This window comes from Atlantibacter sp. MEI4A-1023 (assembly GCF_056155425.1).
This window is the reverse complement of sequence record NZ_CM149568.1, coordinates 3,953,956-3,972,301: the sequence shown is the minus strand read 5'-3', so window position 1 is coordinate 3,972,301 and position 18,346 is coordinate 3,953,956. Positions and strand designations below refer to the sequence as shown.

The window sequence follows — 18,346 nt, the reverse complement described above, 5'->3', positions numbered from 1 at the left end:
CAGATGGACAGCCAGACTTTATCGCAACTGCTTGACCGCGTGATTGCAGAATTACTGGCGCAATCCGCCGCGCAGAAAAATATCTGCGTGGTGGTGACAGGCGACGATATCTCTTCGCTGCCGGAAACGCTGAACTGCCTCGCGGCGCTTGAGCAGGCGGGCTATAAGCTGTGGGTGAGTTTTTCCCATAGCGCCAGTCAGTCGGCGCTCAAATCCGCCTGTATGGATGCGCTGCGCCAGCGCGGTTCCCACGCCGGGTTCGATATGTCGCCGTCCCTCTATGAGGCGCTCTATTTGCCTGCGCTCTCGGTTAACAGTATGAGCAAAATTGCGCTGGGGATCCGCGATAACCTGGCCTGTGAAGCGGTATTTCAGGCGTTGCATCATCGCAAACAGGTGATCGCCACCTTGCACCCGCAATGCATCGACAGCGCGTTGCCGCTGCCGCTACTGGCCCGGCTGGAAGGGTATGCGCAGACGCTGGAAAGCTATGGCGTGACGATCTCCGGTAAAAAAATGTCCCACGCCAGCCCTGGGTTGCCTGGCCAGCCACCGCACTACGCCAGCCTGCCGAGTGCCGGTAAGAAACGCTTAATCGCGTTGCGCGATGTTCGCCTGCTTGCGCCTGGCGAAGGGCTGCGCGTAGAGAGCAACACCCTGATCACGCCTGCCGCCAGAGATGAAATCAAGCGGCGCAATCTCACCGTTATCCACGGATAGCCGGAGGAAATATGTATCTCGCGAAAGTCACTGGCGCACTGGTGTCCACTACCAAACACGCCTCGCTGAATGGCTCGAAACTGCTGATGGTGGCGCGGCTGGATGAAAACTATCAGCCGACCGGCCATGCCCAGGTGGCGGTCGATACCGTCGGCGCGGGCAATGGCGAGATTGTTATCGTCACCACTGGCAGTTCGGCGCGCATGAGCAACAGCAAAGAGCACTCGGTGATTGATGCCGCCGTGGTGGGCATCGTCGATTCGCTCGAACTTAACGGCAAATAGCGGCCCGAGCGCTGAGGAATATTTATGTCTGCGAATGAAGCTTCACTCGACAGTTGGATCAACGAGGCTATCGCCACGCAGTTGCCGGAGCGGCGGATGTCGCTAAGTCTGGATGACAGCGAGCTGCTGGCAAAGCTGGCCCGGGAAGTGGCCCAGGCCTGCGATGTGCCCATTGTCTTTAGCCTGGTGGATGCCTGTGGCCAGCAGCGGTTTTTCTTCAGCATGGATAACGCACTGCTGGTCAGCCATACCCTGGCACCGCAAAAAGCCTGGACCGCGGTGGCGCTAAAAATGGCGACCCATGAACTGGCGGCGCTGGTGCAGCCCGGCGGCGATTTATACGGCCTTGAGAAAGAAAAAGATATCTGCTGCTTCGGCGGTGGGTTTCCCTGCTGGTCGGGCGGGCGTTTGCTCGGCGGCATCGGTATCAGCGGCGGCAGTGTTGAGGAAGATATGCTCATCGCCCGCCAGGCGCTGGCGCGCTTTAGCGCGCTGCGTTATCCCCTCGCAACAACACGTTAAAACAACACGTTAATTTTTCATCGCAGTCTATTTCAGGGGTCATCATGTCCTTAGCTTGTGTATTAGTCATTAACTGTGGTTCCTCATCAATGAAGTTTTCGGTCATTCCTCAGGATGCCGACCAGCCGTTGCTCTCGGGGCTGGCGGAACGGCTGGGCATTGATAACGCCGTCATGACGTTTAAAGACCGCGACGGCAATAAATCCACCGTTGCGCTGGACGACGCCAGCCATCAGCATGCGCTCAAAGTGTTATTCGCGAAGCTCGGCGAGCAACAACTGCTGGAAACCATCAGCGCTATCGGGCATCGCGTGGCGCACGGCGGCAGCGATTTCAAACATTCGGTGCTGGTCACCGATGACGTAATTGAAAAAATCCGCGCACTGTCGGTGCTGGCCCCGCTGCATAACCCTGCCAATCTCATCGGCATTGAAGCGGCCCGGGCTCTGTTGCCTGCGCTGCCGCAGATTGCGGTGTTCGATACCGCGTTCCACCAGACGTTATCCCCGGCGGCTTACACCTATGCGATCCCGCTCGAATATCAACAGGAGTACCAGGTACGTCGTTACGGTTTCCACGGTACGTCTCACCGCTATATCGCCGCCGAGGCGCTGGACGCGCTGGATCTCGACCCGGCGGATCACGGCATCGTGATTGCCCACCTGGGAAACGGTTCTTCAGTTTGCGCGGTGCAAAACGGCGCAAGCGTCGACACCTCAATGGGCATGACGCCGCTGGAAGGGTTGGTGATGGGCACGCGCTGCGGCGATCTCGACTTTGGTGCCGCTGCCTACCTGGCGAAATGCACCGGGCAAACCCTCGACGGGCTGTACAAAATGGTTAATAACCAGTCCGGCTTAATGGGGATCTCAGGTTTATCCAGCGATTGCCGTTCCCTCCAGCAGGCGCGGGATGAAGGCCACGAGCGGGCAACGTTAGCCATCGACGTGATGGTGCATCGCCTCGCCCGGCATATCGGCGGCCATGTCACTTCCCTCAAACGCTTCGACGCGCTGATTTTCACCGGCGGCATTGGCGAAAATTCGGCGCTAATTCGGGAACTTACGGTGCAACGTCTTCAGGCATTGGGATTAGCGCTGGACGAAGAGCGTAACCCGCAGCTGTTCGGTGGGCGTAGCGGACTCATTTCTAAAGCAGGCACCACAAAGATTGCGGTCATCCCCACCAATGAAGAAAAAATGATTGCGATGGATGCCGCAGAGATTGCCCGCATGGCGTAATGAATGAGTAAAAATGCGATCGCTTTAACAGTAATTATTATTGCTGTTCAGTTCGGGATTATTTTGTGCAAGGTAATCCAAACGCGGGTCTTTTATTGACGATCTCAGGTGGATTTTATTGTCGATTGCGGGAATGCAAAAACAAGATAGTCCCGCTGACGCGCAAAACATTTTGTCTGAATAACCTTAGCATCATGATGAGTCAATAATTAACGCACATGGGTAAATCCGTGGATTGCTATTCCTCTGTGCACGTTTTCTTTCTATCGGAAATATCGAGGTTGTTATGCAACAAGAAGCATTAGGAATGGTTGAAACGAAAGGCCTGGTTTCTGCAATTGAAGCCGCAGATACCATGGTGAAATCCGCCAACGTGACCCTGGTGGGTTATGAAAAAATCGGTTCCGGCCTGGTGACTGTAATGGTTCGCGGTGACGTGGGCGCAGTGAAAGCCGCGACTGACGCGGGTTCTGCCGCTGCGGGTAAAGTGGGCGAGCTGGTCTCCGTACACGTTATTCCGCGCCCGCATATTGAGGTAGAAAAAATTCTGCCGAAGGCCGTCGGTTAATAACAATAAAGGATACTGATCATGAGAGATAATCTTGTTGAGCAGATTATATCTGACGTAATGAATAAACAAACCGGCGCACAACCGAAAGCCAAAACCGCCGCGAATTTCGCGGGTTGTGGTATTACGGAATTTGTCGGCACTGCGTTGGGTCACACTATCGGCCTGGTGATTGCCAATGTCGATAATCAATTGCATGAAGTCATGAATATCGACAAGAAATATCGCTCTATCGGTATTCTGGGCGCGCGTACCGGCGCAGGCCCGCAAATTTTTGCGGCTGATGAAGCAATCAAAGCAACCAACAGCGAAATTATTTCAATTGAGCTGGCCCGCGATACTGAAGGCGGTGGCGGACACGGTTGCTTAATTATTTTTGGCGCGTCTGATGTGTCTGACGTCAGACGTGCGGTTGAAGTCGCGCTGTCTGAAATTGAACGCACTATGGGCGACGTATACGGCTCACCGGCCGGTCACCTCGAATTCCAGTACACCGCACGTGCCAGCTACGCGCTGAACAAAGCGCTGGGTGCGCCGGTTGGCAAATCCTTCGGGATGACCTGCGCGTCGCCTGCGGCGATTGGCCTGGTGATTGCCGACGCAGCGGCAAAATCCGCCGTGATTGACCCGGTTGGCTATGCCAGCCCGTCGAAAGGCACCAGTTTCAGTAACGAAGTGATCTTTACCTTTTCCGGTGATTCCGGTGCGGTACGCCAGGCGGTGATTGCCGCGCGTGAAGTGGGCCTGCAACTGCTCTCCACGTTAGATCCGGCGGAAATTAAATCCACCACGACGCCGTATATCTAAGCATCGGGTGACGACGCGCGCGACGCGGTCGGTATCAGGAAGAGTAGTAAGGAATTTAAAGATGAATGATATTGAAATCGCTCAGGCTGTCTCGACCATTCTGAGCAAATTCACCAAAGCAACACCGGATGCAGCTCCGGCAGCGGCTCCCGCCACGTCAGAATCGGCGCGGGTCGAAGGCCTGGATGAAATCGTCGCTAAGGCGCTGGCGCAACAGTCCTCCGGGCGCGCCGCCTGTGCATCGTCCCAGGTCGCGAACGCCGGAACCGGCGCATTCGAGACCATGGATGAGGCGATTTCCGCCGCTGTCCTGGCGCAGGTGCAGTATCGCCACTGTTCTATGCAGGACCGTGCTTCGTTTATCAATGGTATCCGCGACGTTTTCCTGCAGGAAGATGTGCTGTGCGCCATTTCCCGTATGGCGGTGGAAGAGACCGGCATGGGGAACTACGAAGACAAACTGATTAAAAACCGCGTCGCAGCGCTGAAAACGCCAGGTCTTGAAGATTTGGCCACCAGCGCGATTACCGGAGACGGGGGGTTAACGCTGATCGAGTACTCCGCGTTCGGGGTGATTGGGTCGATTACACCCACCACCAACCCAACCGAAACCATCATTAACAACAGCATCGGCATGCTGGCGGCAGGCAACACCGTGGTGTTTAGCCCACATCCGCGTTCCCGCAAAGTCTCTCTTTACACGGTCGAGCTGATTAATAACAAACTGGCTCAGTTGGGCGCACCGGCGAACATGGTGGTGACGGTGACCAAACCGTCCATCGACAACACCAACGCCCTGATCAACGACCCGCGCATCAACATGCTGGTGGCAACCGGCGGCCCGGCTATTGTGAAAACCGTGATGTCATCCGGTAAGAAAGCGATTGGCGCAGGCGCAGGCAACCCGCCAGCGGTAGTGGATGAAACAGCGGATATCGAAAAAGCGGCCCGCGATATTATTAAAGGCTGCAGCTTCGACAATAACCTGCCGTGCGTGGCGGAAAAAGAAGTGATTGTGGTGAACCAGGTCGCGGACTATCTGATCCATTGCATGAAGAAAAGCGGTGCCTACCTGCTGTGCGACAAGAAGCTGATTCAGCAGTTACAGACGCTGGTGCTGAACGAAAAAGGCACCGGGCCGAACACCGCGTTTGTCGGCAAAGATGCGCGCTACATCCTGCAACAGTTGGGCATTACGGTTGGCGACGATATTAAAGTCATCTTAATCGAGACCGAGAAAACTCATCCGTTCGTGGTGCATGAACTGATGATGCCGGTCCTGCCAGTGGTGCGCGTCGACAACGTTGATGAAGCCATCGAACTGGCGGTGAAAGTGGAGCACGGCAATCGCCATACCGCGATTATGCACTCCACCAACGTCGAGAAGCTGACCAAAATGGCGCGCCTGATCCAGACCACCATCTTTGTAAAAAACGGTCCCTCCTATGCGGGACTTGGGGTGGGTGGTGAAGGGCATGCCACCTTTACGATTGCCGGGCCGACCGGTGAAGGGCTTACGTCAGCGCGCGCGTTTGCACGCCATCGTCGCTGCGTAATGGTTGAAGCGCTGAATATTCGCTAACCATCGCGAAGGGTAACTCAAAGATGAAAAAACGAATCATAAACGCGCCGACCCCGGATATCCTGGCCATGTTGAAACGGCGTATGCCAGGGGAGTTTCGTTCGCGTCTGGATTTGATTCGCATCGACGCCATTGGTTTGTTAATGCTGCCGGTCCCGGATCTCTATTTTTATGCCGACGTGGCCAGCAAAAGCGCCAATGTGGTGGTATCGGAAATCTTTGGCAGTTGCCCTCAGCACATCACCACCCTGGCCATTTTCGGCGAAGTCGCGGCGGTGCATGAAGCCATGCGAATAATTGAGGAAGACGACAACCAGTTTTGAGAGTTCGCTTATGAAGAAGGTATTACTTATCGCAGGCGATTTCTCTGAAGACTATGAAGTCATGGTGCCATGGCAGGCATTAAGCATGTTAGGTTTCAGAGTGGATGTAGTGTGTCCGGGAAAACGAACCGGCGAGTTTATTAAAACCGCGATTCATGATTTTGAAGGTGATCAGACTTACACCGAAAAACCCGGACACCTTTTTAGATTAACCGCATCATTTGATGAAATAAGGTTACAGGAATATTGCGGCATTTATATTTCAGGCGGACGTTCATCGGAATATCTGCGATTAAATAAATCGGTACTGAATATTGTGCATTACGCGATGAACTTTGCATTACCCGTTGCTGCAATTTGTCATGGTCCACAAATTCTGGCCGCTGCGGGGGTATTAAAAGGCAGAAAACTGACGGGGTATTTTACGGTAAAACCGGAAGTGGAAATGGCGGGCGGCCTGTGGGTCACTGCCGCAGATGAGGAAGCCGTCGTGGATGGCAATTTAATCACTGCGACCACCTGGATGGGGCATCCGGCAATATTACGTCACTTCATTACTCAAATGGGCACCAGCATTATTCATTAATACCCCGGCATCGCCGCAAGGTTAACAAAATATATTCGGGAGTTTTATATGTTAGAGAAAGGCTTTTCTAATCCGACTGACCGTGTTGTAAGACTGAAAAATATGATCCTGACGGCGAAGCCGTATGTGGAATCAGAGCGCGCAGTACTGGCAACCGAAGCATATAAAGAAACAGAGCAACTGCCGGCGATTATGCGCCGCGCAAAAGTGGTTGAAAAAATCTTCAATGAATTACCGGTGACAATTCGCCCGGACGAATTAATTGTTGGCGCAGTGACTATTAATCCTCGCTCGACCGAAATCTGCCCTGAATTCTCTTATGACTGGGTGGAAAAAGAGTTTGAGACCATGGAGCACCGTGTCGCCGACCCGTTTATCATCCCGAAAAAGACCGCTCAGGATCTGCACGAAGCATTCAAATACTGGCCGGGCAAAACCACCAGTTCTCTGGCGGCGTCTTACATGTCTGAAGGCACAAAAGAGAGTATGGCGAGCGGCGTCTTCACCGTTGGCAACTACTTCTATGGCGGCGTCGGCCACGTTAGCGTCGACTACGGCAAGGTGCTGAAAATGGGTTTCCGCGGCATCATTAACGAAGTCACCCGCGCGCTGGAAGCGTTAGATCGCACTGAGCCAGGCTATATCAAAAAAGAGCAGTTCTATCACTCAGTGCTGATCAGCTATAACGCGGCGATCCGTTTTGCCCATCGTTACGCTGAAGAAGCGTCCCGTCTGGCGCAGCAGGAGAGCAACCCAACCCGTAAACGCGAACTGGAGCAAATCGCCCAGAACTGTACTCGCGTACCGGAATACGGTGCGACCACATTCTGGGAAGCGTGCCAGACCTTCTGGTTTATCCAGAGCATGCTGCAAATTGAATCCAGCGGCCACTCTATCTCTCCGGGGCGTTTCGACCAGTACATGTATCCGTACCTGGCGGCAGACACGTCTATCTCTCGCGAATTCGCGCAGGAGCTGGTGGATTGCTGCTGGATCAAGCTTAACGACATCAACAAAACCCGTGATGAGGTTTCTGCCCAGGCGTTTGCCGGTTATGCGGTATTCCAGAACCTGTGCTGCGGCGGTCAAACTGAAGATGGACGCGACGCCACCAACGACCTGAGCTACATGTGTATGGAAGCGACGGCGCACGTGCGTCTGCCGCAGCCGTCCTTCTCCATCCGCGTATGGCAGGGCACCCCGGATGCGTTCCTGTATCGCGCTTGCGAACTGGTGCGTATGGGCCTGGGCGTTCCGGCGATGTACAACGATGAAGTAATTATCCCGGCACTGCAAAACCGCGGCGTTTCGCTGCGTGACGCGCGTGATTACTGCATCATCGGTTGCGTAGAGCCGCAGGCGCCGCACCGTACCGAAGGCTGGCATGACGCCGCGTTCTTTAACGTCGCCAAAGTGCTGGAAATTACCCTGAACAATGGGCGTGTCGGTAACAAACAGCTGGGCCCGGTAACAGGTGAATTGACCCAGTACACCAGCATGGATGACTTCTACAGCGCGTTCCAGAAACAGATGGCGCACTTTGTTCATCAGCTGGTTGAAGCCTGTAACAGCGTGGATATCGCCCACGGCGAACGCTGCCCGCTGCCGTTCCTGTCTGCACTGGTCGACGACTGCATCGGTCGCGGTAAATCCCTTCAGGAAGGCGGCGCGATTTACAACTTTACGGGCCCGCAGGCGTTCGGCGTGGCTGATACCGGCGACTCCGTCTACGCGATTCAGAAACAGGTGTTTGAAGACCGTAAACTGTCTCTGAGCGAGCTGAAAAGTGCGCTGGATGCCAACTTCGGTTACCCGGTCGGCGCGAATCCGCATACCCCGGCAGCGAAATCCTCGCTCAACGAGCAGGATATTTACGATGTGGTAAAACGCATTATCGAGCAGCACGGTGCGCTGGACCCGGCGGCGATTAAAAATGAAGTGTATCGTCAGCTGACATCCGGCAACGCGGCGCCGGTGCAATCGGGCACTATGTCCCGTCACGAAGAGATCCGCCGTATCCTGGAAAATACGCCGTGCTTCGGTAACGACATCGACGACGTGGATTTAGTGGCACGTAAATGTGCGCTGATCTACTGCCAGGAAGTCGAGAAATATACCAACCCGCGCGGCGGTCAGTTCCAGGCCGGTATTTATCCGGTGTCTGCAAACGTGCTGTTTGGTAAAGACGTTGCCGCACTGCCGGATGGCCGTCTGGCGAAAGAGCCGCTGGCAGATGGCGTGTCTCCGCGTCAGGGTAAAGATACCCTTGGGCCAACCGCCGCAGCCAACTCGGTTGCCAAGCTGGACCACTTTATCGCGTCTAACGGTACGCTCTACAACCAGAAATTCCTGCCGTCTTCACTGGCTGGCGAGAACGGTCTGCGTAACTTTAGCGGCCTGGTGCGTAACTACTTCGATAAGAAAGGGATGCACGTCCAGTTTAACGTTATCGACCGCAACACCCTGATCGAAGCGCAGAAAAACCCTGAGCAGCATCAGGATCTGGTAGTACGCGTGGCGGGCTATAGTGCCCAGTGGGTGGTTCTGGCGAAAGAAGTTCAGGACGACATCATCAGCCGTACCGAACAGCAACTGTCGTAAATAATCAGCGGGCTATGTAGCAATACATAGCCCGTTATTATCCGCTTCACAACGTCTGGTTTTTATTTTTACCTGAAAGGGTAATTCATCTGGCAAATATAGAGTGATGTTATGAATAAAGTTGAGTACGAAACCGAAGGCGTCATATTTAATATTCAACGCTATTCTTTGCACGATGGCCCAGGCATTCGCACTATTCCTTTTTTTAAGGGGTGCCCGCTATCCTGCAAATGGTGTAGTAATCCTGAATCACAACGTCCACAGCCAGAGTTATTATTTAAAAAGAATGATTGTATCCGCTGTGGAAAATGTATTGATGTTTGCCCGCAACAGGCGCTTTCCACCACCAATGCCTGGTTTATCGACCGCGACCGCTGTATTCAGTGCGGCAAATGTACTGAAGTCTGTCCAACCCGCGCGCTGGAAATGAAAGGCAAACGTATGTCCGTAACAGCGGTGATGCGTGAGCTGGAAAAAGAAGAGAATTTATACCGTCGCTCAGGCGGCGGGATTACCCTGTCTGGCGGCGAACCGCTGGCGCAGCCGGAATTCGCGCGCGAGTTGCTTAAAGCCTGTAAAGCCAAAGGCTGGCATACCGCCATCGAAACTACCGGGTTTACCACCAAAGCGGTGATTGATGCGGTGTTTCCCTATGTCGACCTGGCGCTAACCGATATCAAAGCCATCGATCCGGAGATCCATGAGCGCAACACCGGCGTGAATAATAGCGTGATTTTAGAGAACCTGCTGCGCATCTCTTTTTTAACCAAAGTGGTGGTGCGTATTCCGGTGATCCCCGGCGTGAATTACAACCCGCAAGAAATTCGTAATATCGCGGAGTTTGCCCGATTAATGCAAAACGTCGATACCATTCATTTATTGCCGTATCACAGCTTTGGTGAAAATAAATATAATTTGCTGGGCCGCCAGTATCCGATGGGCGATGCAAAAAGTATTGAAGAAGCTAAAATGGCCACCTTAAAAGCAACGGTTGAGTCATTAGGTTTTAACTGCCATATCGGCGGTTAATAAATGCATCAATAAGAGCGCGGCAATACACTGCTGCGCTTTTTTGTTTCTTACGCACGAATATTATTTTAATTATAAAAATACCTGGAGCCAGTCTGCATTTTTCTCTTGTCATTTAATTTAATCCAATTACAGAGGTAAGCTAGATGAATAGCTTAGATATTTTAGTTGCCTTCGGCGGCGGCATATTTGGCGCAGCTATCGGCGCGCTGGCGGCGTTTGAATTCGTAGGGCTTCTGGTGATCGCCATGGCGGTGGTGCAAATTATTACCGGCGCGCCATCAGACTTTATTACCTTTCCGTTCGGGCTGTTTGGCCCGCATACCGGCGGCTTTGCTGCGGGTGTGGCGGCGACGGCGTATGCAGCGAAGAAAGGGAAGTTAGGCTCCGGGCGTGATATCACCGCCGGGTTGAGTGGGCTGGCGGCTTACGATGTGCTGCTGGTTGGCGGGGTTTTCGGTGCGGGCGGTTACATCATCGCCTGGGGGCTGAATCAGATCCCGGCGTTTCCGTCCGGTAATGCCTGGACCGATACCGTAGCGCTAACCGTGGTGATTTCTGGCGTGGTCTCTCGTCTGGTTTTCGGTAAAACCGGCCTGTTTGGCAAGCCGGAACAGGGGATCCGCCACTGCTATCCGCCGCAGGATAAGTGCTGGATGCCTTACCATAGCCGCATTCCGCAGCTTTCTGTGCTGGGCCTGGGCATCGGTCTGCTGGCTGGGTTTTTAGGGCTTAAATTCGGCGGCAACGGCGCGCTGCTGGCGTTTGGTATCTCTGCGTTCTCGCTGATTTTCTTACATTTCAATACCCAGGTGCCGGTGTCACACCATATCGCGCTGCCTGCTGCGCTGGTGGCGGTACTGTCGGGGAGCCTGATCTGGGCTGCCATCGTCGGTATTATTTGCGCCCTGTTGGGTGAACTCATGTCGCGTATTTTCCTGATCCACGGCGACACCCATATTGACCCGCCGGCGATGGCCATTGCGATAATGACGACAGCGATCAACGTGTTGGCGACCATTGGGTTATTTACACTGGTTCCACTGTTTTAATCCCGGAATGCAAAAAGCCAGCAGGTTCTGCCTGCTGGCTTTTTTGTTTTTCTGAAAGATAAAAAATACCGCGAGAAGGGAAATTCATCGCGGCACGGTTAAAGCCGTTTAATTATCTTTTTTTACCGCCGGGACGTGGTCCTTTCTTTGTGGTTTCCTGAGGCGCGTCTTTTGCAGGTTCAGCGCTTTCAGAAGCGGGCATCGCTGGTTGTTCTTGATCCACGGCCTGCGGCGCGTCATCAGCGATATCCATGCAGGATGCGCTGTTGGTCGTATCCAGATTCACCACCGGAATGGTCTGTGAAGGCGCTTCTTCAGGCAGTGGCTCCGGGGACGCAGTTGGCGCTTCAGATTCAGGTTGCGCGATGCCAACCGTCTCGCTGGAGTGAATAATATGCTCAATATGCTGTGCGGTACGGGCGATCACTTTATGTGCGTACACACGACCAACACGGCTTGCTGCACCAATGGCCGCCGCTACCGCCGCGTTAACCGCGCCCACTTCGCCTTCCAGCTTCACGGTCACCATGCCACCGCCTTTGGTTAACTCATAACCCACCAGACTGACGTTGGCGGATTTCATGGCGGCATCGGCGGCTTCCACCGCCGCAGCCATTCCGACGGTTTCGATTAAGCCTAAACTTTGCCCGGACATACACTTCTCCTGTAGATAAATTCTAATATGCTGCGCGTCGTCGGCTTAACGTCCAACGTCTTCGCGTAATAGCGCCGCTTTGTCCGTGGCTTCCCACGGAAAGCTGTCGCGACCAAAGTGGCCATAGCAGGCCGTTTTACGATAGCGGGGGACCAGCAGGTCGAGCATGGTAATAATGCCGAACACGCTAAGGTCGAAATGGCGGTTTACGCTTTGCTGCAACGCCTCAGAGGGCACGGTTTGCGTGCCAAAGGCGTTGATCCTGACGGAAACAGGGCGGGGCAGGCCGATGGCCCATCCCAACTGGACTTCACAGCGTGAGGCAAGCCCGGCGGCGATGATGTTTTTTGCCACATAGCGAGCAGCATAGGCGGCGGACCGGTCAACCTTTGAAGGGTCTTTACCAGAAAACGCGCCGCCGCCGTGGCAGGCCGCGCCGCCATAGGTATCGACGATAATTTTGCGGCCAGTTAGCCCACAGTCGCCCACTGGCCCGCCAATCACAAAGCTACCCGCCGGATTCACCAGAAAGCGGGTTTGCGGCGTGAGCCAGCGCGACGGCATCACCGGTTTGACGATCTCTTCAATGACCGCTTCACGTAATGCTTCCAGAGAGATGTCCGGGCTGTGCTGGGTAGAGACCACAACGGTATCCACCGAATGAACACGGTTATTCTGATAGCGCAGGGTGACCTGGCTTTTGGCATCAGGGAGTAAAAACGGCAGCCGTTGAGATTTGCGCAGTTGCGCCTGGCGCTCCATCAGTCGATGGGCGTAAACCAGCGTGGCGGGCATCAGTTCCGGCGTTTCGTCGCAGGCATAGCCGAAAGTAATACCCTGATCGCCTGCGCCCAGCTCTTCCTGCGAATGACCGCGAATGCCGTCGGCAATATTGGCGGACTGCTTGCCGAGAATATTCAATACGCCGCAGGTGTTGCCATCAAAGCCGAGCCGGGAATGGTCATAGCCAATCTCTTTAATGGTGCTACGCACAATCTGCTCGATATCCACGGCAGCATGGGTAGAAATTTCCCCAGCGACAATGGCGACGCCGGTTTTCACCAGGCATTCGCAGGCCACCTTGCCCCACGGGTCTTGCAGGAGGATCGCATCCAGAATGGCATCGGAGATTTGATCTGCCATTTTATCGGGATGCCCTTCGGCAACGGATTCGGAGGTAAACAGGTAATCGTTCAAAGCGAGGCCACTTGTCTGGAAGGTTTATTCCTATCTTAGGGGGCAACCAGACAAGTGGGCGTAAACTATCTTGCGGGTATATTGGACTATTTTGTTTTCATTACCGTGCCAGCGCAAAATCACGCCATCGCCGCGTAATCCCCCGGCGCCACGATTTTCCGGTAATCCGACGGAGCCATTCCGGTTTCTTTTTTGAAGATTCGGCAGAAATAATTAGAATCCTGATAGGCCAACTCCAGCGCAATGGTATTCACTTTTAAGTCACTGAACTGCAATAGCGATTTGGCGATAGTGATTTTGCGCGTGGCGATATAATTCGAAAACCCGATGCCGGTTATTTTCTTAAAGGCGCGGCTCAGATAGCAGGAACTCACAAACGATTTTGCCGCCACGTCATCAAGGGTCAGGTTTCTGAGAATATTCTTCTCGATATGGAATTTTGCCCGTTCAATAAAGTCGATATTGCCGGTATAGCTCTTAAAGGCGTAATCAAACAGTTCTTCGCTGATGGTCAGAAGGCTGATCATGATGCGAAAATAACGGCTCTCCATGACGCCATATTGACTGATATCTTTAATCAACGCGGCGACTTTACGGTTAGTCGGCGTTAACTTTTCCCCTTTGGCGGTCATATACTGGCTAACGATTTCCAGAAAGTCAGTCACGTCTTTGCGGTTATCTTCTTCCATCATATCTACCGGACAGGCACCATTTATGATGTCAAAAATAAAGCTGTGCCACTGGGCGTAATCGCAGTTGTCTATCATGGCGAACACTTTCTGTTTCAGCGCGCGGGATTTTTCGTTATCCCCTTCATCAAACGCCAGCGTTCTTTTAATGGTGTCGGTCAGGATGCTTTTTTTCACCGGCTTCAGCAGGTAATCGTCCACTTTGAGGTTATACATGCTGCGCACGATATCAAAATCATCATTGGCCGTGGTAACGATGACTCTGGTATCGGTGTTCTTTTTCTTAAGATATTCAATAACCTGATTACCATTCGGCAATGGAATATTGATATCCACGAAGATCATGTCGATTTGGCTCAGTTGATCGATCAACTGAATCGCTTTTTTGCCGGTGGAGGCTTCGTGTATCACGGCGTTTTCCACGCACTGGGAAATAATCCGCCGCAGGGATTCTAATTCGATAGGCTCATCTTCAACGATAACAATGTTAAACATATGTCCTCTTCCTGATATCAGGCTTCCAGCATTGGGAACCGAAGTTTAATGGTTGTACCCATCCTGGGTTTGTTAGGGCTCATGATTTCCAAGCCGTAGCTCTCGCCAAATAACAGCTTCAATCTATTTTTTATGTTGTTAATGCCAATACTGCCTTTCTGCAAATTTTGATCGCCCGATAAAATATGGTTGATCGCGTCTGGTGCAATGCCGTCGCCATTGTCGGTGACTTCAATAATGACGTCCTGGCCGTCGTCCGTGGCGCGAATTAACAGATGGCTGCTACTGTCACGTGGTTCCACCACATAGTTAAAGAAGTTTTCCACCAGGGGTTGCAGGATCAAGAACGGGCAGACCACGTCCAGATATTTTTCGGGGATATCGCACAAATAATCGAAGCGATCGCTCATGCGCACTTTCTGAATCGACATATAGCTGTTGACGTAATTCATCTCGTTACGCAGCGTAATCAGACCGTGATTATTTTTACGAAGCAGATAGCGCATCATGTCAGAAAAATCATGCACCATGGTTTCGGTGCGCTGCGCGTCCTCCAGAAAGGCTAAACGACCAATGGTATTTAATACGTTAAATAAAAAGTGCGGGTTAATCTGGTACGATAGCGCTTTAAATTCTGCTTCATGTAATGAGCGCTCAATCTCTACACGTTTTCTTAATTCATTGGTGAGCTCGAGATCTTTTTTGCGTAATTCGCGTTGGATATTATTGGCGTGCGCCTGCTCAACCAGATAAGAAGAAACATGTAATAACGTTGAAGCCGTAGACTCAAAACGCTCATAGGGCATACGGCGGGTGTTCTGATGCAAATTAATTAACCACGGGTTTTCTTCCCAAACTTCGTTGTTATTCAGAATATAGGGAATGCTGCGCTCTTTTTCTTCTTCGACTTTTACCTGGCCGGAAATAAAAGCGCCAAGATAATGGTCGTTAATCATGATCGGTACGGCAAATTCTACAAAGCCGCAGTAGCAGCGATACACCACGGGTTCACGGGCATGCATCGCAGCGCGCCCACCTGCGTTGTCGCTTTCGTAGCAGTGGTGCGCCAGCGTTGGGTTGAGGCGCGAACGTGCGCAGAAGTCTGAGAAACCGCTGGGCTTAGTCACCGGGACGCCGTTTTCATCCACCACCACCAGCGCGATCATCATCGATTTAGAAAAGTTGTCCTGCAGGGTCTGAAGGCGTTTTACATCCAAAAACTCGTGTAATTTGTATTTATTCATCATCCTTTCAGCCTGCATCTTTAAAGCATTAGCGCATATTTAAAAATAAACGATCTGGCGCAAAAAAATATTGAAATGGGTCACGGCAATAAAAATAGCCTTTAAAAACCATGTTAATGACGTATCTCTGATGTTGTTTGAATGTAACGAAAAAAGGTAATTCTTTGTCGATTGGATTAATCTTAATAACAATCAAAAAAGTTTAGGTTAGGGATTATTATAAAGCGAATCACTAACGCAACAGAATAAAGGCTTGCAATTTTTCGTTTAGGATTCATTTCATATATAAGGTGCAAGACAATATATTAGCAGGCAGGAATAAGACGGCAATATTTTATCAGGGCATAAATGGGAATACAGCTCGCAATATTGAAATAATAACGTTAAAAAAGGCGCTTCCCGCGCCCAGTTAATGTGTATTCAACTGCCCTGTACTACCCGAGTGCGCCTGCGCGGCGGCAATACGGCGCGACGTGGCCCACCGGGCCAGAATTTCCACGGCGGCAGCGAAGCCCTGGCGGCGTGCAAACCCGCCAGAAGACGAACCGTTCCCGATGATGTCCGGGCATGTGAGCTGGCGGCGTTGATTAACACCACGGTGCCGATGATCAATGCAAGTCCCTGAGATTTCATCGCGTTACTCGTCGTTGCGAAACGCTGTCAGAATTTGACGGGCAAAGCAGATAACAGCATAAACGACAGCCATCAGCAGCGCGGAAAAGAGTAATGCGGCGCAGGCTGTTTCTGGAAACTCACTGGCTGAAAGCGCAGCCTGAATAAGCTCACCCTTTCCAGGTGTAATGATGATCATATAAAGCAAAAATAATGCACTGGCCATGAGCGGATGGCGTGCGACAGCGGCCAGCAGTATACCGATGAGTTTGCCCGGCACGCGAGAAATCAAAGCGAGTTTGCCGCTTTGTTTAGGATGAAACATGGAACCTCTCCAAAACAACACAGAGCTACGGATAAATCCGCAATAAAAACAGATTATAATGGCGGCAAGAATGCGCCACCCAACGCCAATAAAATACGCTGAATCTGGAAATATTCGAGTAAATACTACCAAAGAATAAATCGTGTAAAAAAGGGGTAGTGCAGTCTTCAAATCATGGAGACGTTGCGCCTGTAAAGGCAGCAGTAAGGATGATATTGCCCCTACAGATTCAAGAAATTTGACCGATGATCGTATGGCGTTCCCGCATGGCGTGAATGACACACTACATCAGGAGAAAATAATGGAATCATTTGAAGGTAAAGCCGTTTTTTATGAAAAAAGCGATGAGGGAAAATTTACCGATCTGGTTATCAGGGAAGAGAGCCTTTCATTCGATTTGGTACATTACGGCGAAAAATACACGGTATCGCTGAATAGAAAATCAGGCAGTTTGTATAAAGGCAAAGCGATTCACCACATTTCTCGCGAAGACATTCCCTTAACGGCGCGTGTGGTTGAGGATCCCGAAACGGGGTTGATGATTATTTCCGGCACCGAGTGGGGAGAAGGGGGCGCGAACTGGATGTGGTTTGCGGAAATTTCGCCGGTTTAAAACTGCAAACGGCCTTTATTGCGCTGCAAAAAACCCGCATAAGCTGTCTGGCGATGGCAGCTTATGCGGGCTCCTTCTCAATCTGCTACTGAGAATAGTTATCACTTAAATTGCCGCGCGTTGCCGGGAATGATAAGGTTCCTGTTCCACTGTTACCGTAGATCCAGCCATGAACGACGCAACGCTACCCCGGCAATATTTACTTCAGCCACCCCAGAAAAAAGTGTTTTTTGTCAGCGACTTTCAGGGGTTTGGCGAGCGCTATGGTATTGATTACCGCTTCCCGCTGCTGGCTTCTTCCCATCAGGCTGACGCGCCGGTTTTGCAGGGCGATGTGGAAGAGATTGCGCTCGCGCCAGGTATTTCCCTTACGCATTCTGATGTGCAAGTGCTTCAGCCTTATGAAACCTTCTCTCGCTACAGCAGCCCGCTGTATACGCTGGTGGTGCTGGAGGGCTGCGTCGTTTTAACCCTTAACGGTAAAGAGTATGTGGTGCGCGCCGGGATGGCGTTCAGCTCCAGCCTGTATGAGCATCAGACAATGAATGCGCGGCATACGGCGGAAAGCAAGCTGAAAACCCTGTCGCTGGGCGTTTTTCCGGGCGATGCCTGGCGCAACGGTATGCTAGATTCATTATTGCGCGAATGGGAGATGCGCGGGCCCTCGACGTTTGTCTGGCAGGTGCCGGGTTTCCTGCTTTCCGGGCTTACGCATATTCGCCAGAGCCAGGTCTACGGCGTAGCGCGGCAATTAATGCTGGAGGGTTTAATGCTCCAGTTACTGGGGCAGGGACTGAGCGCACGCCAGAAAAGCGCGCAAACCTGCGGCGCACCGGTTCGTTGTGAACAACACCGTCTGGAGCGGGTGCGGCAACAGCTTGAGAGCGCACCGGAGCGCGATTACTCGCTGGCGGAGCTGGCTGCGCAGGCGGCGATGAGCCCCAGCAGCTTACGCAGTAAATTCCGCCAGGCTTATGGCTGTACGGTGTTTGATTATTTGCGCGATTGTCGTCTGGCGCTGGCGCGACGCTATCTGCTGGAAGGCCACAGCGTCCAGCACGCCGCCTGGGTATCGGGCTATCAGCACGCCACCAATTTCTCCACTGCTTTTCGCCGCCGCTATGGCGTTTCGCCGGGTCATCTCCGCCCCGGTAGCTAACCCATTTCCCCCATCTTTGCGAACACAACCTATGCAGTTTGG

20 protein-coding genes are annotated in these 18,346 nt (G+C 52.5%); 15 read left to right on the top strand and 5 right to left on the bottom strand.

The window, feature by feature from the left end; genetic code table 11:
- Nucleotides 1–3: 3 nt before the first annotated feature.
- The 12 genes from ACVV26_RS18795 (at nucleotide 4) to grpO (ending at nucleotide 11,315) form a co-directional block, all read left to right on the top strand.
- Nucleotides 4–720, top strand: a complete 717-nt coding sequence (locus tag ACVV26_RS18795) for a flavoprotein (RefSeq protein WP_474798744.1) — start codon at nucleotides 4–6, stop codon at nucleotides 718–720.
- An 11-nt stretch (nucleotides 721–731) separates the two neighbouring features.
- Nucleotides 732–1,004 carry a propanediol utilization microcompartment vertex protein GrpE gene (gene grpE / locus ACVV26_RS18790; RefSeq protein WP_312981742.1) on the top strand — a complete coding sequence of 91 codons (273 nt, stop codon included), beginning with the start codon at nucleotides 732–734 and terminating at the stop codon, nucleotides 1,002–1,004.
- A 24-nt stretch (nucleotides 1,005–1,028) separates the two neighbouring features.
- Nucleotides 1,029–1,526 (top strand): GlcG/HbpS family heme-binding protein, encoded by a 498-nt coding sequence (locus tag ACVV26_RS18785; RefSeq protein WP_474798742.1) that lies wholly within the window; start codon nucleotides 1,029–1,031, stop codon nucleotides 1,524–1,526.
- A gap of 44 nt (nucleotides 1,527–1,570) precedes the next feature.
- Nucleotides 1,571–2,767, top strand: coding sequence for a propionate kinase (gene tdcD / locus ACVV26_RS18780; RefSeq protein WP_474798740.1), 1,197 nt, complete (start codon nucleotides 1,571–1,573; stop codon nucleotides 2,765–2,767).
- A gap of 286 nt (nucleotides 2,768–3,053) precedes the next feature.
- Entirely contained in the window at nucleotides 3,054–3,335 is a 282-nt protein-coding gene (grpH, locus tag ACVV26_RS18775) for a propanediol utilization system shell hexameric protein GrpH (RefSeq protein ID WP_002438304.1), read from the top strand.
- A 21-nt stretch (nucleotides 3,336–3,356) separates the two neighbouring features.
- Nucleotides 3,357–4,142, top strand: coding sequence for a propanediol utilization microcompartment protein GrpI (gene grpI / locus ACVV26_RS18770; protein WP_312981738.1), 786 nt, complete (start codon nucleotides 3,357–3,359; stop codon nucleotides 4,140–4,142).
- Between the two features lie 61 nt (nucleotides 4,143–4,203).
- Entirely contained in the window at nucleotides 4,204–5,724 is a 1,521-nt protein-coding gene (locus ACVV26_RS18765) for an aldehyde dehydrogenase family protein (RefSeq protein ID WP_474798738.1), read from the top strand.
- A 23-nt stretch (nucleotides 5,725–5,747) separates the two neighbouring features.
- Complete coding sequence (gene grpK, locus ACVV26_RS18760; RefSeq protein WP_122927243.1) at nucleotides 5,748–6,047, top strand: propanediol utilization system shell hexameric protein GrpK; 300 nt, start codon at nucleotides 5,748–5,750, stop codon at nucleotides 6,045–6,047.
- 10 nt (nucleotides 6,048–6,057) lie between these two features.
- Nucleotides 6,058–6,633 (top strand): DJ-1/PfpI family protein, encoded by a 576-nt coding sequence (locus tag ACVV26_RS18755; RefSeq protein WP_474798736.1) that lies wholly within the window; start codon nucleotides 6,058–6,060, stop codon nucleotides 6,631–6,633.
- Between the two features lie 48 nt (nucleotides 6,634–6,681).
- Nucleotides 6,682–9,234 (top strand): glycyl radical diol dehydratase GrpM, encoded by a 2,553-nt coding sequence (grpM, locus tag ACVV26_RS18750; protein WP_474798734.1) that lies wholly within the window; start codon nucleotides 6,682–6,684, stop codon nucleotides 9,232–9,234.
- A gap of 111 nt (nucleotides 9,235–9,345) precedes the next feature.
- Nucleotides 9,346–10,263 (top strand): glycyl radical diol dehydratase-activating enzyme GrpN, encoded by a 918-nt coding sequence (gene grpN, locus ACVV26_RS18745; RefSeq protein WP_474798732.1) that lies wholly within the window; start codon nucleotides 9,346–9,348, stop codon nucleotides 10,261–10,263.
- A gap of 146 nt (nucleotides 10,264–10,409) precedes the next feature.
- Nucleotides 10,410–11,315 (top strand): propanediol utilization system permease GrpO, encoded by a 906-nt coding sequence (gene grpO / locus ACVV26_RS18740; RefSeq protein ID WP_474798730.1) that lies wholly within the window; start codon nucleotides 10,410–10,412, stop codon nucleotides 11,313–11,315.
- A gap of 112 nt (nucleotides 11,316–11,427) precedes the next feature.
- Here grpO and ACVV26_RS18735 read toward each other — a convergent pair whose 3' ends face one another.
- The 4 genes from ACVV26_RS18735 to ACVV26_RS18720 all read right to left on the bottom strand — a co-directional run bounded on the left by ACVV26_RS18735 (nucleotide 11,428) and on the right by ACVV26_RS18720 (nucleotide 15,598).
- Complete coding sequence (locus tag ACVV26_RS18735) at nucleotides 11,428–11,970, bottom strand: BMC domain-containing protein (protein ID WP_474798728.1); 543 nt, start codon at nucleotides 11,968–11,970, stop codon at nucleotides 11,428–11,430.
- A gap of 45 nt (nucleotides 11,971–12,015) precedes the next feature.
- On the bottom strand, nucleotides 12,016–13,167 hold the full coding sequence (gene grpR / locus ACVV26_RS18730) for a propanediol utilization system methionine adenosyltransferase GrpR (protein WP_474798726.1): 1,152 nt from the start codon (nucleotides 13,165–13,167) through the stop codon (nucleotides 12,016–12,018).
- Nucleotides 13,168–13,286: 119 nt separating this feature from the next.
- Nucleotides 13,287–14,351: an AraC family transcriptional regulator gene (locus ACVV26_RS18725; protein WP_474798724.1), complete on the bottom strand. Its 1,065-nt coding sequence runs from the start codon at nucleotides 14,349–14,351 to the stop codon at nucleotides 13,287–13,289.
- Between the two features lie 17 nt (nucleotides 14,352–14,368).
- A complete protein-coding gene (locus tag ACVV26_RS18720) occupies nucleotides 14,369–15,598 on the bottom strand; it encodes a sensor histidine kinase (protein WP_474798722.1) in 1,230 nt (409 codons plus the stop codon).
- A 409-nt stretch (nucleotides 15,599–16,007) separates the two neighbouring features.
- Between ACVV26_RS18720 and ACVV26_RS18715 the strand changes: the two genes are divergently transcribed.
- Nucleotides 16,008–16,220, top strand: a complete 213-nt coding sequence (locus ACVV26_RS18715; protein ID WP_474798720.1) for a hypothetical protein — start codon at nucleotides 16,008–16,010, stop codon at nucleotides 16,218–16,220.
- Between the two features lie 12 nt (nucleotides 16,221–16,232).
- On the opposite strand, the gene ACVV26_RS18710 is transcribed toward ACVV26_RS18715, so the two are convergent.
- Nucleotides 16,233–16,532, bottom strand: a complete 300-nt coding sequence (locus tag ACVV26_RS18710; protein ID WP_474798718.1) for a hypothetical protein — start codon at nucleotides 16,530–16,532, stop codon at nucleotides 16,233–16,235.
- A gap of 238 nt (nucleotides 16,533–16,770) precedes the next feature.
- On the opposite strand from ACVV26_RS18710, the gene ACVV26_RS18705 reads away from it, so the two are divergent.
- Together ACVV26_RS18705 and ACVV26_RS18700 are read left to right on the top strand one after the other, a co-directional pair.
- Nucleotides 16,771–17,145 (top strand): hypothetical protein, encoded by a 375-nt coding sequence (locus ACVV26_RS18705; RefSeq protein WP_474798716.1) that lies wholly within the window; start codon nucleotides 16,771–16,773, stop codon nucleotides 17,143–17,145.
- Between the two features lie 169 nt (nucleotides 17,146–17,314).
- Entirely contained in the window at nucleotides 17,315–18,304 is a 990-nt protein-coding gene (locus ACVV26_RS18700) for a helix-turn-helix transcriptional regulator (RefSeq protein ID WP_474798714.1), read from the top strand.
- Nucleotides 18,305–18,346: the final 42 nt, after the last annotated feature.

Coding starts and splice junctions, on each gene's coding strand:
- ACVV26_RS18795 (WP_474798744.1), top strand. CDS start 4: ATGGACAGCCAGACTTTATCGCAACTGCTTGACCGCGTGATTGCAGAA.
- grpE (WP_312981742.1), top strand. CDS start 732: ATGTATCTCGCGAAAGTCACTGGCGCACTGGTGTCCACTACCAAACAC.
- ACVV26_RS18785 (WP_474798742.1), top strand. CDS start 1,029: ATGTCTGCGAATGAAGCTTCACTCGACAGTTGGATCAACGAGGCTATC.
- tdcD (WP_474798740.1), top strand. CDS start 1,571: ATGTCCTTAGCTTGTGTATTAGTCATTAACTGTGGTTCCTCATCAATG.
- grpH (WP_002438304.1), top strand. CDS start 3,054: ATGCAACAAGAAGCATTAGGAATGGTTGAAACGAAAGGCCTGGTTTCT.
- grpI (WP_312981738.1), top strand. CDS start 3,357: ATGAGAGATAATCTTGTTGAGCAGATTATATCTGACGTAATGAATAAA.
- ACVV26_RS18765 (WP_474798738.1), top strand. CDS start 4,204: ATGAATGATATTGAAATCGCTCAGGCTGTCTCGACCATTCTGAGCAAA.
- grpK (WP_122927243.1), top strand. CDS start 5,748: ATGAAAAAACGAATCATAAACGCGCCGACCCCGGATATCCTGGCCATG.
- ACVV26_RS18755 (WP_474798736.1), top strand. CDS start 6,058: ATGAAGAAGGTATTACTTATCGCAGGCGATTTCTCTGAAGACTATGAA.
- grpM (WP_474798734.1), top strand. CDS start 6,682: ATGTTAGAGAAAGGCTTTTCTAATCCGACTGACCGTGTTGTAAGACTG.
- grpN (WP_474798732.1), top strand. CDS start 9,346: ATGAATAAAGTTGAGTACGAAACCGAAGGCGTCATATTTAATATTCAA.
- grpO (WP_474798730.1), top strand. CDS start 10,410: ATGAATAGCTTAGATATTTTAGTTGCCTTCGGCGGCGGCATATTTGGC.
- ACVV26_RS18735 (WP_474798728.1), bottom strand. CDS start 11,970: ATGTCCGGGCAAAGTTTAGGCTTAATCGAAACCGTCGGAATGGCTGCG.
- ACVV26_RS18725 (WP_474798724.1), bottom strand. CDS start 14,351: ATGTTTAACATTGTTATCGTTGAAGATGAGCCTATCGAATTAGAATCC.
- ACVV26_RS18720 (WP_474798722.1), bottom strand. CDS start 15,598: ATGATGAATAAATACAAATTACACGAGTTTTTGGATGTAAAACGCCTT.
- ACVV26_RS18715 (WP_474798720.1), top strand. CDS start 16,008: ATGTGTATTCAACTGCCCTGTACTACCCGAGTGCGCCTGCGCGGCGGC.
- ACVV26_RS18710 (WP_474798718.1), bottom strand. CDS start 16,532: ATGTTTCATCCTAAACAAAGCGGCAAACTCGCTTTGATTTCTCGCGTG.
- ACVV26_RS18700 (WP_474798714.1), top strand. CDS start 17,315: ATGAACGACGCAACGCTACCCCGGCAATATTTACTTCAGCCACCCCAG.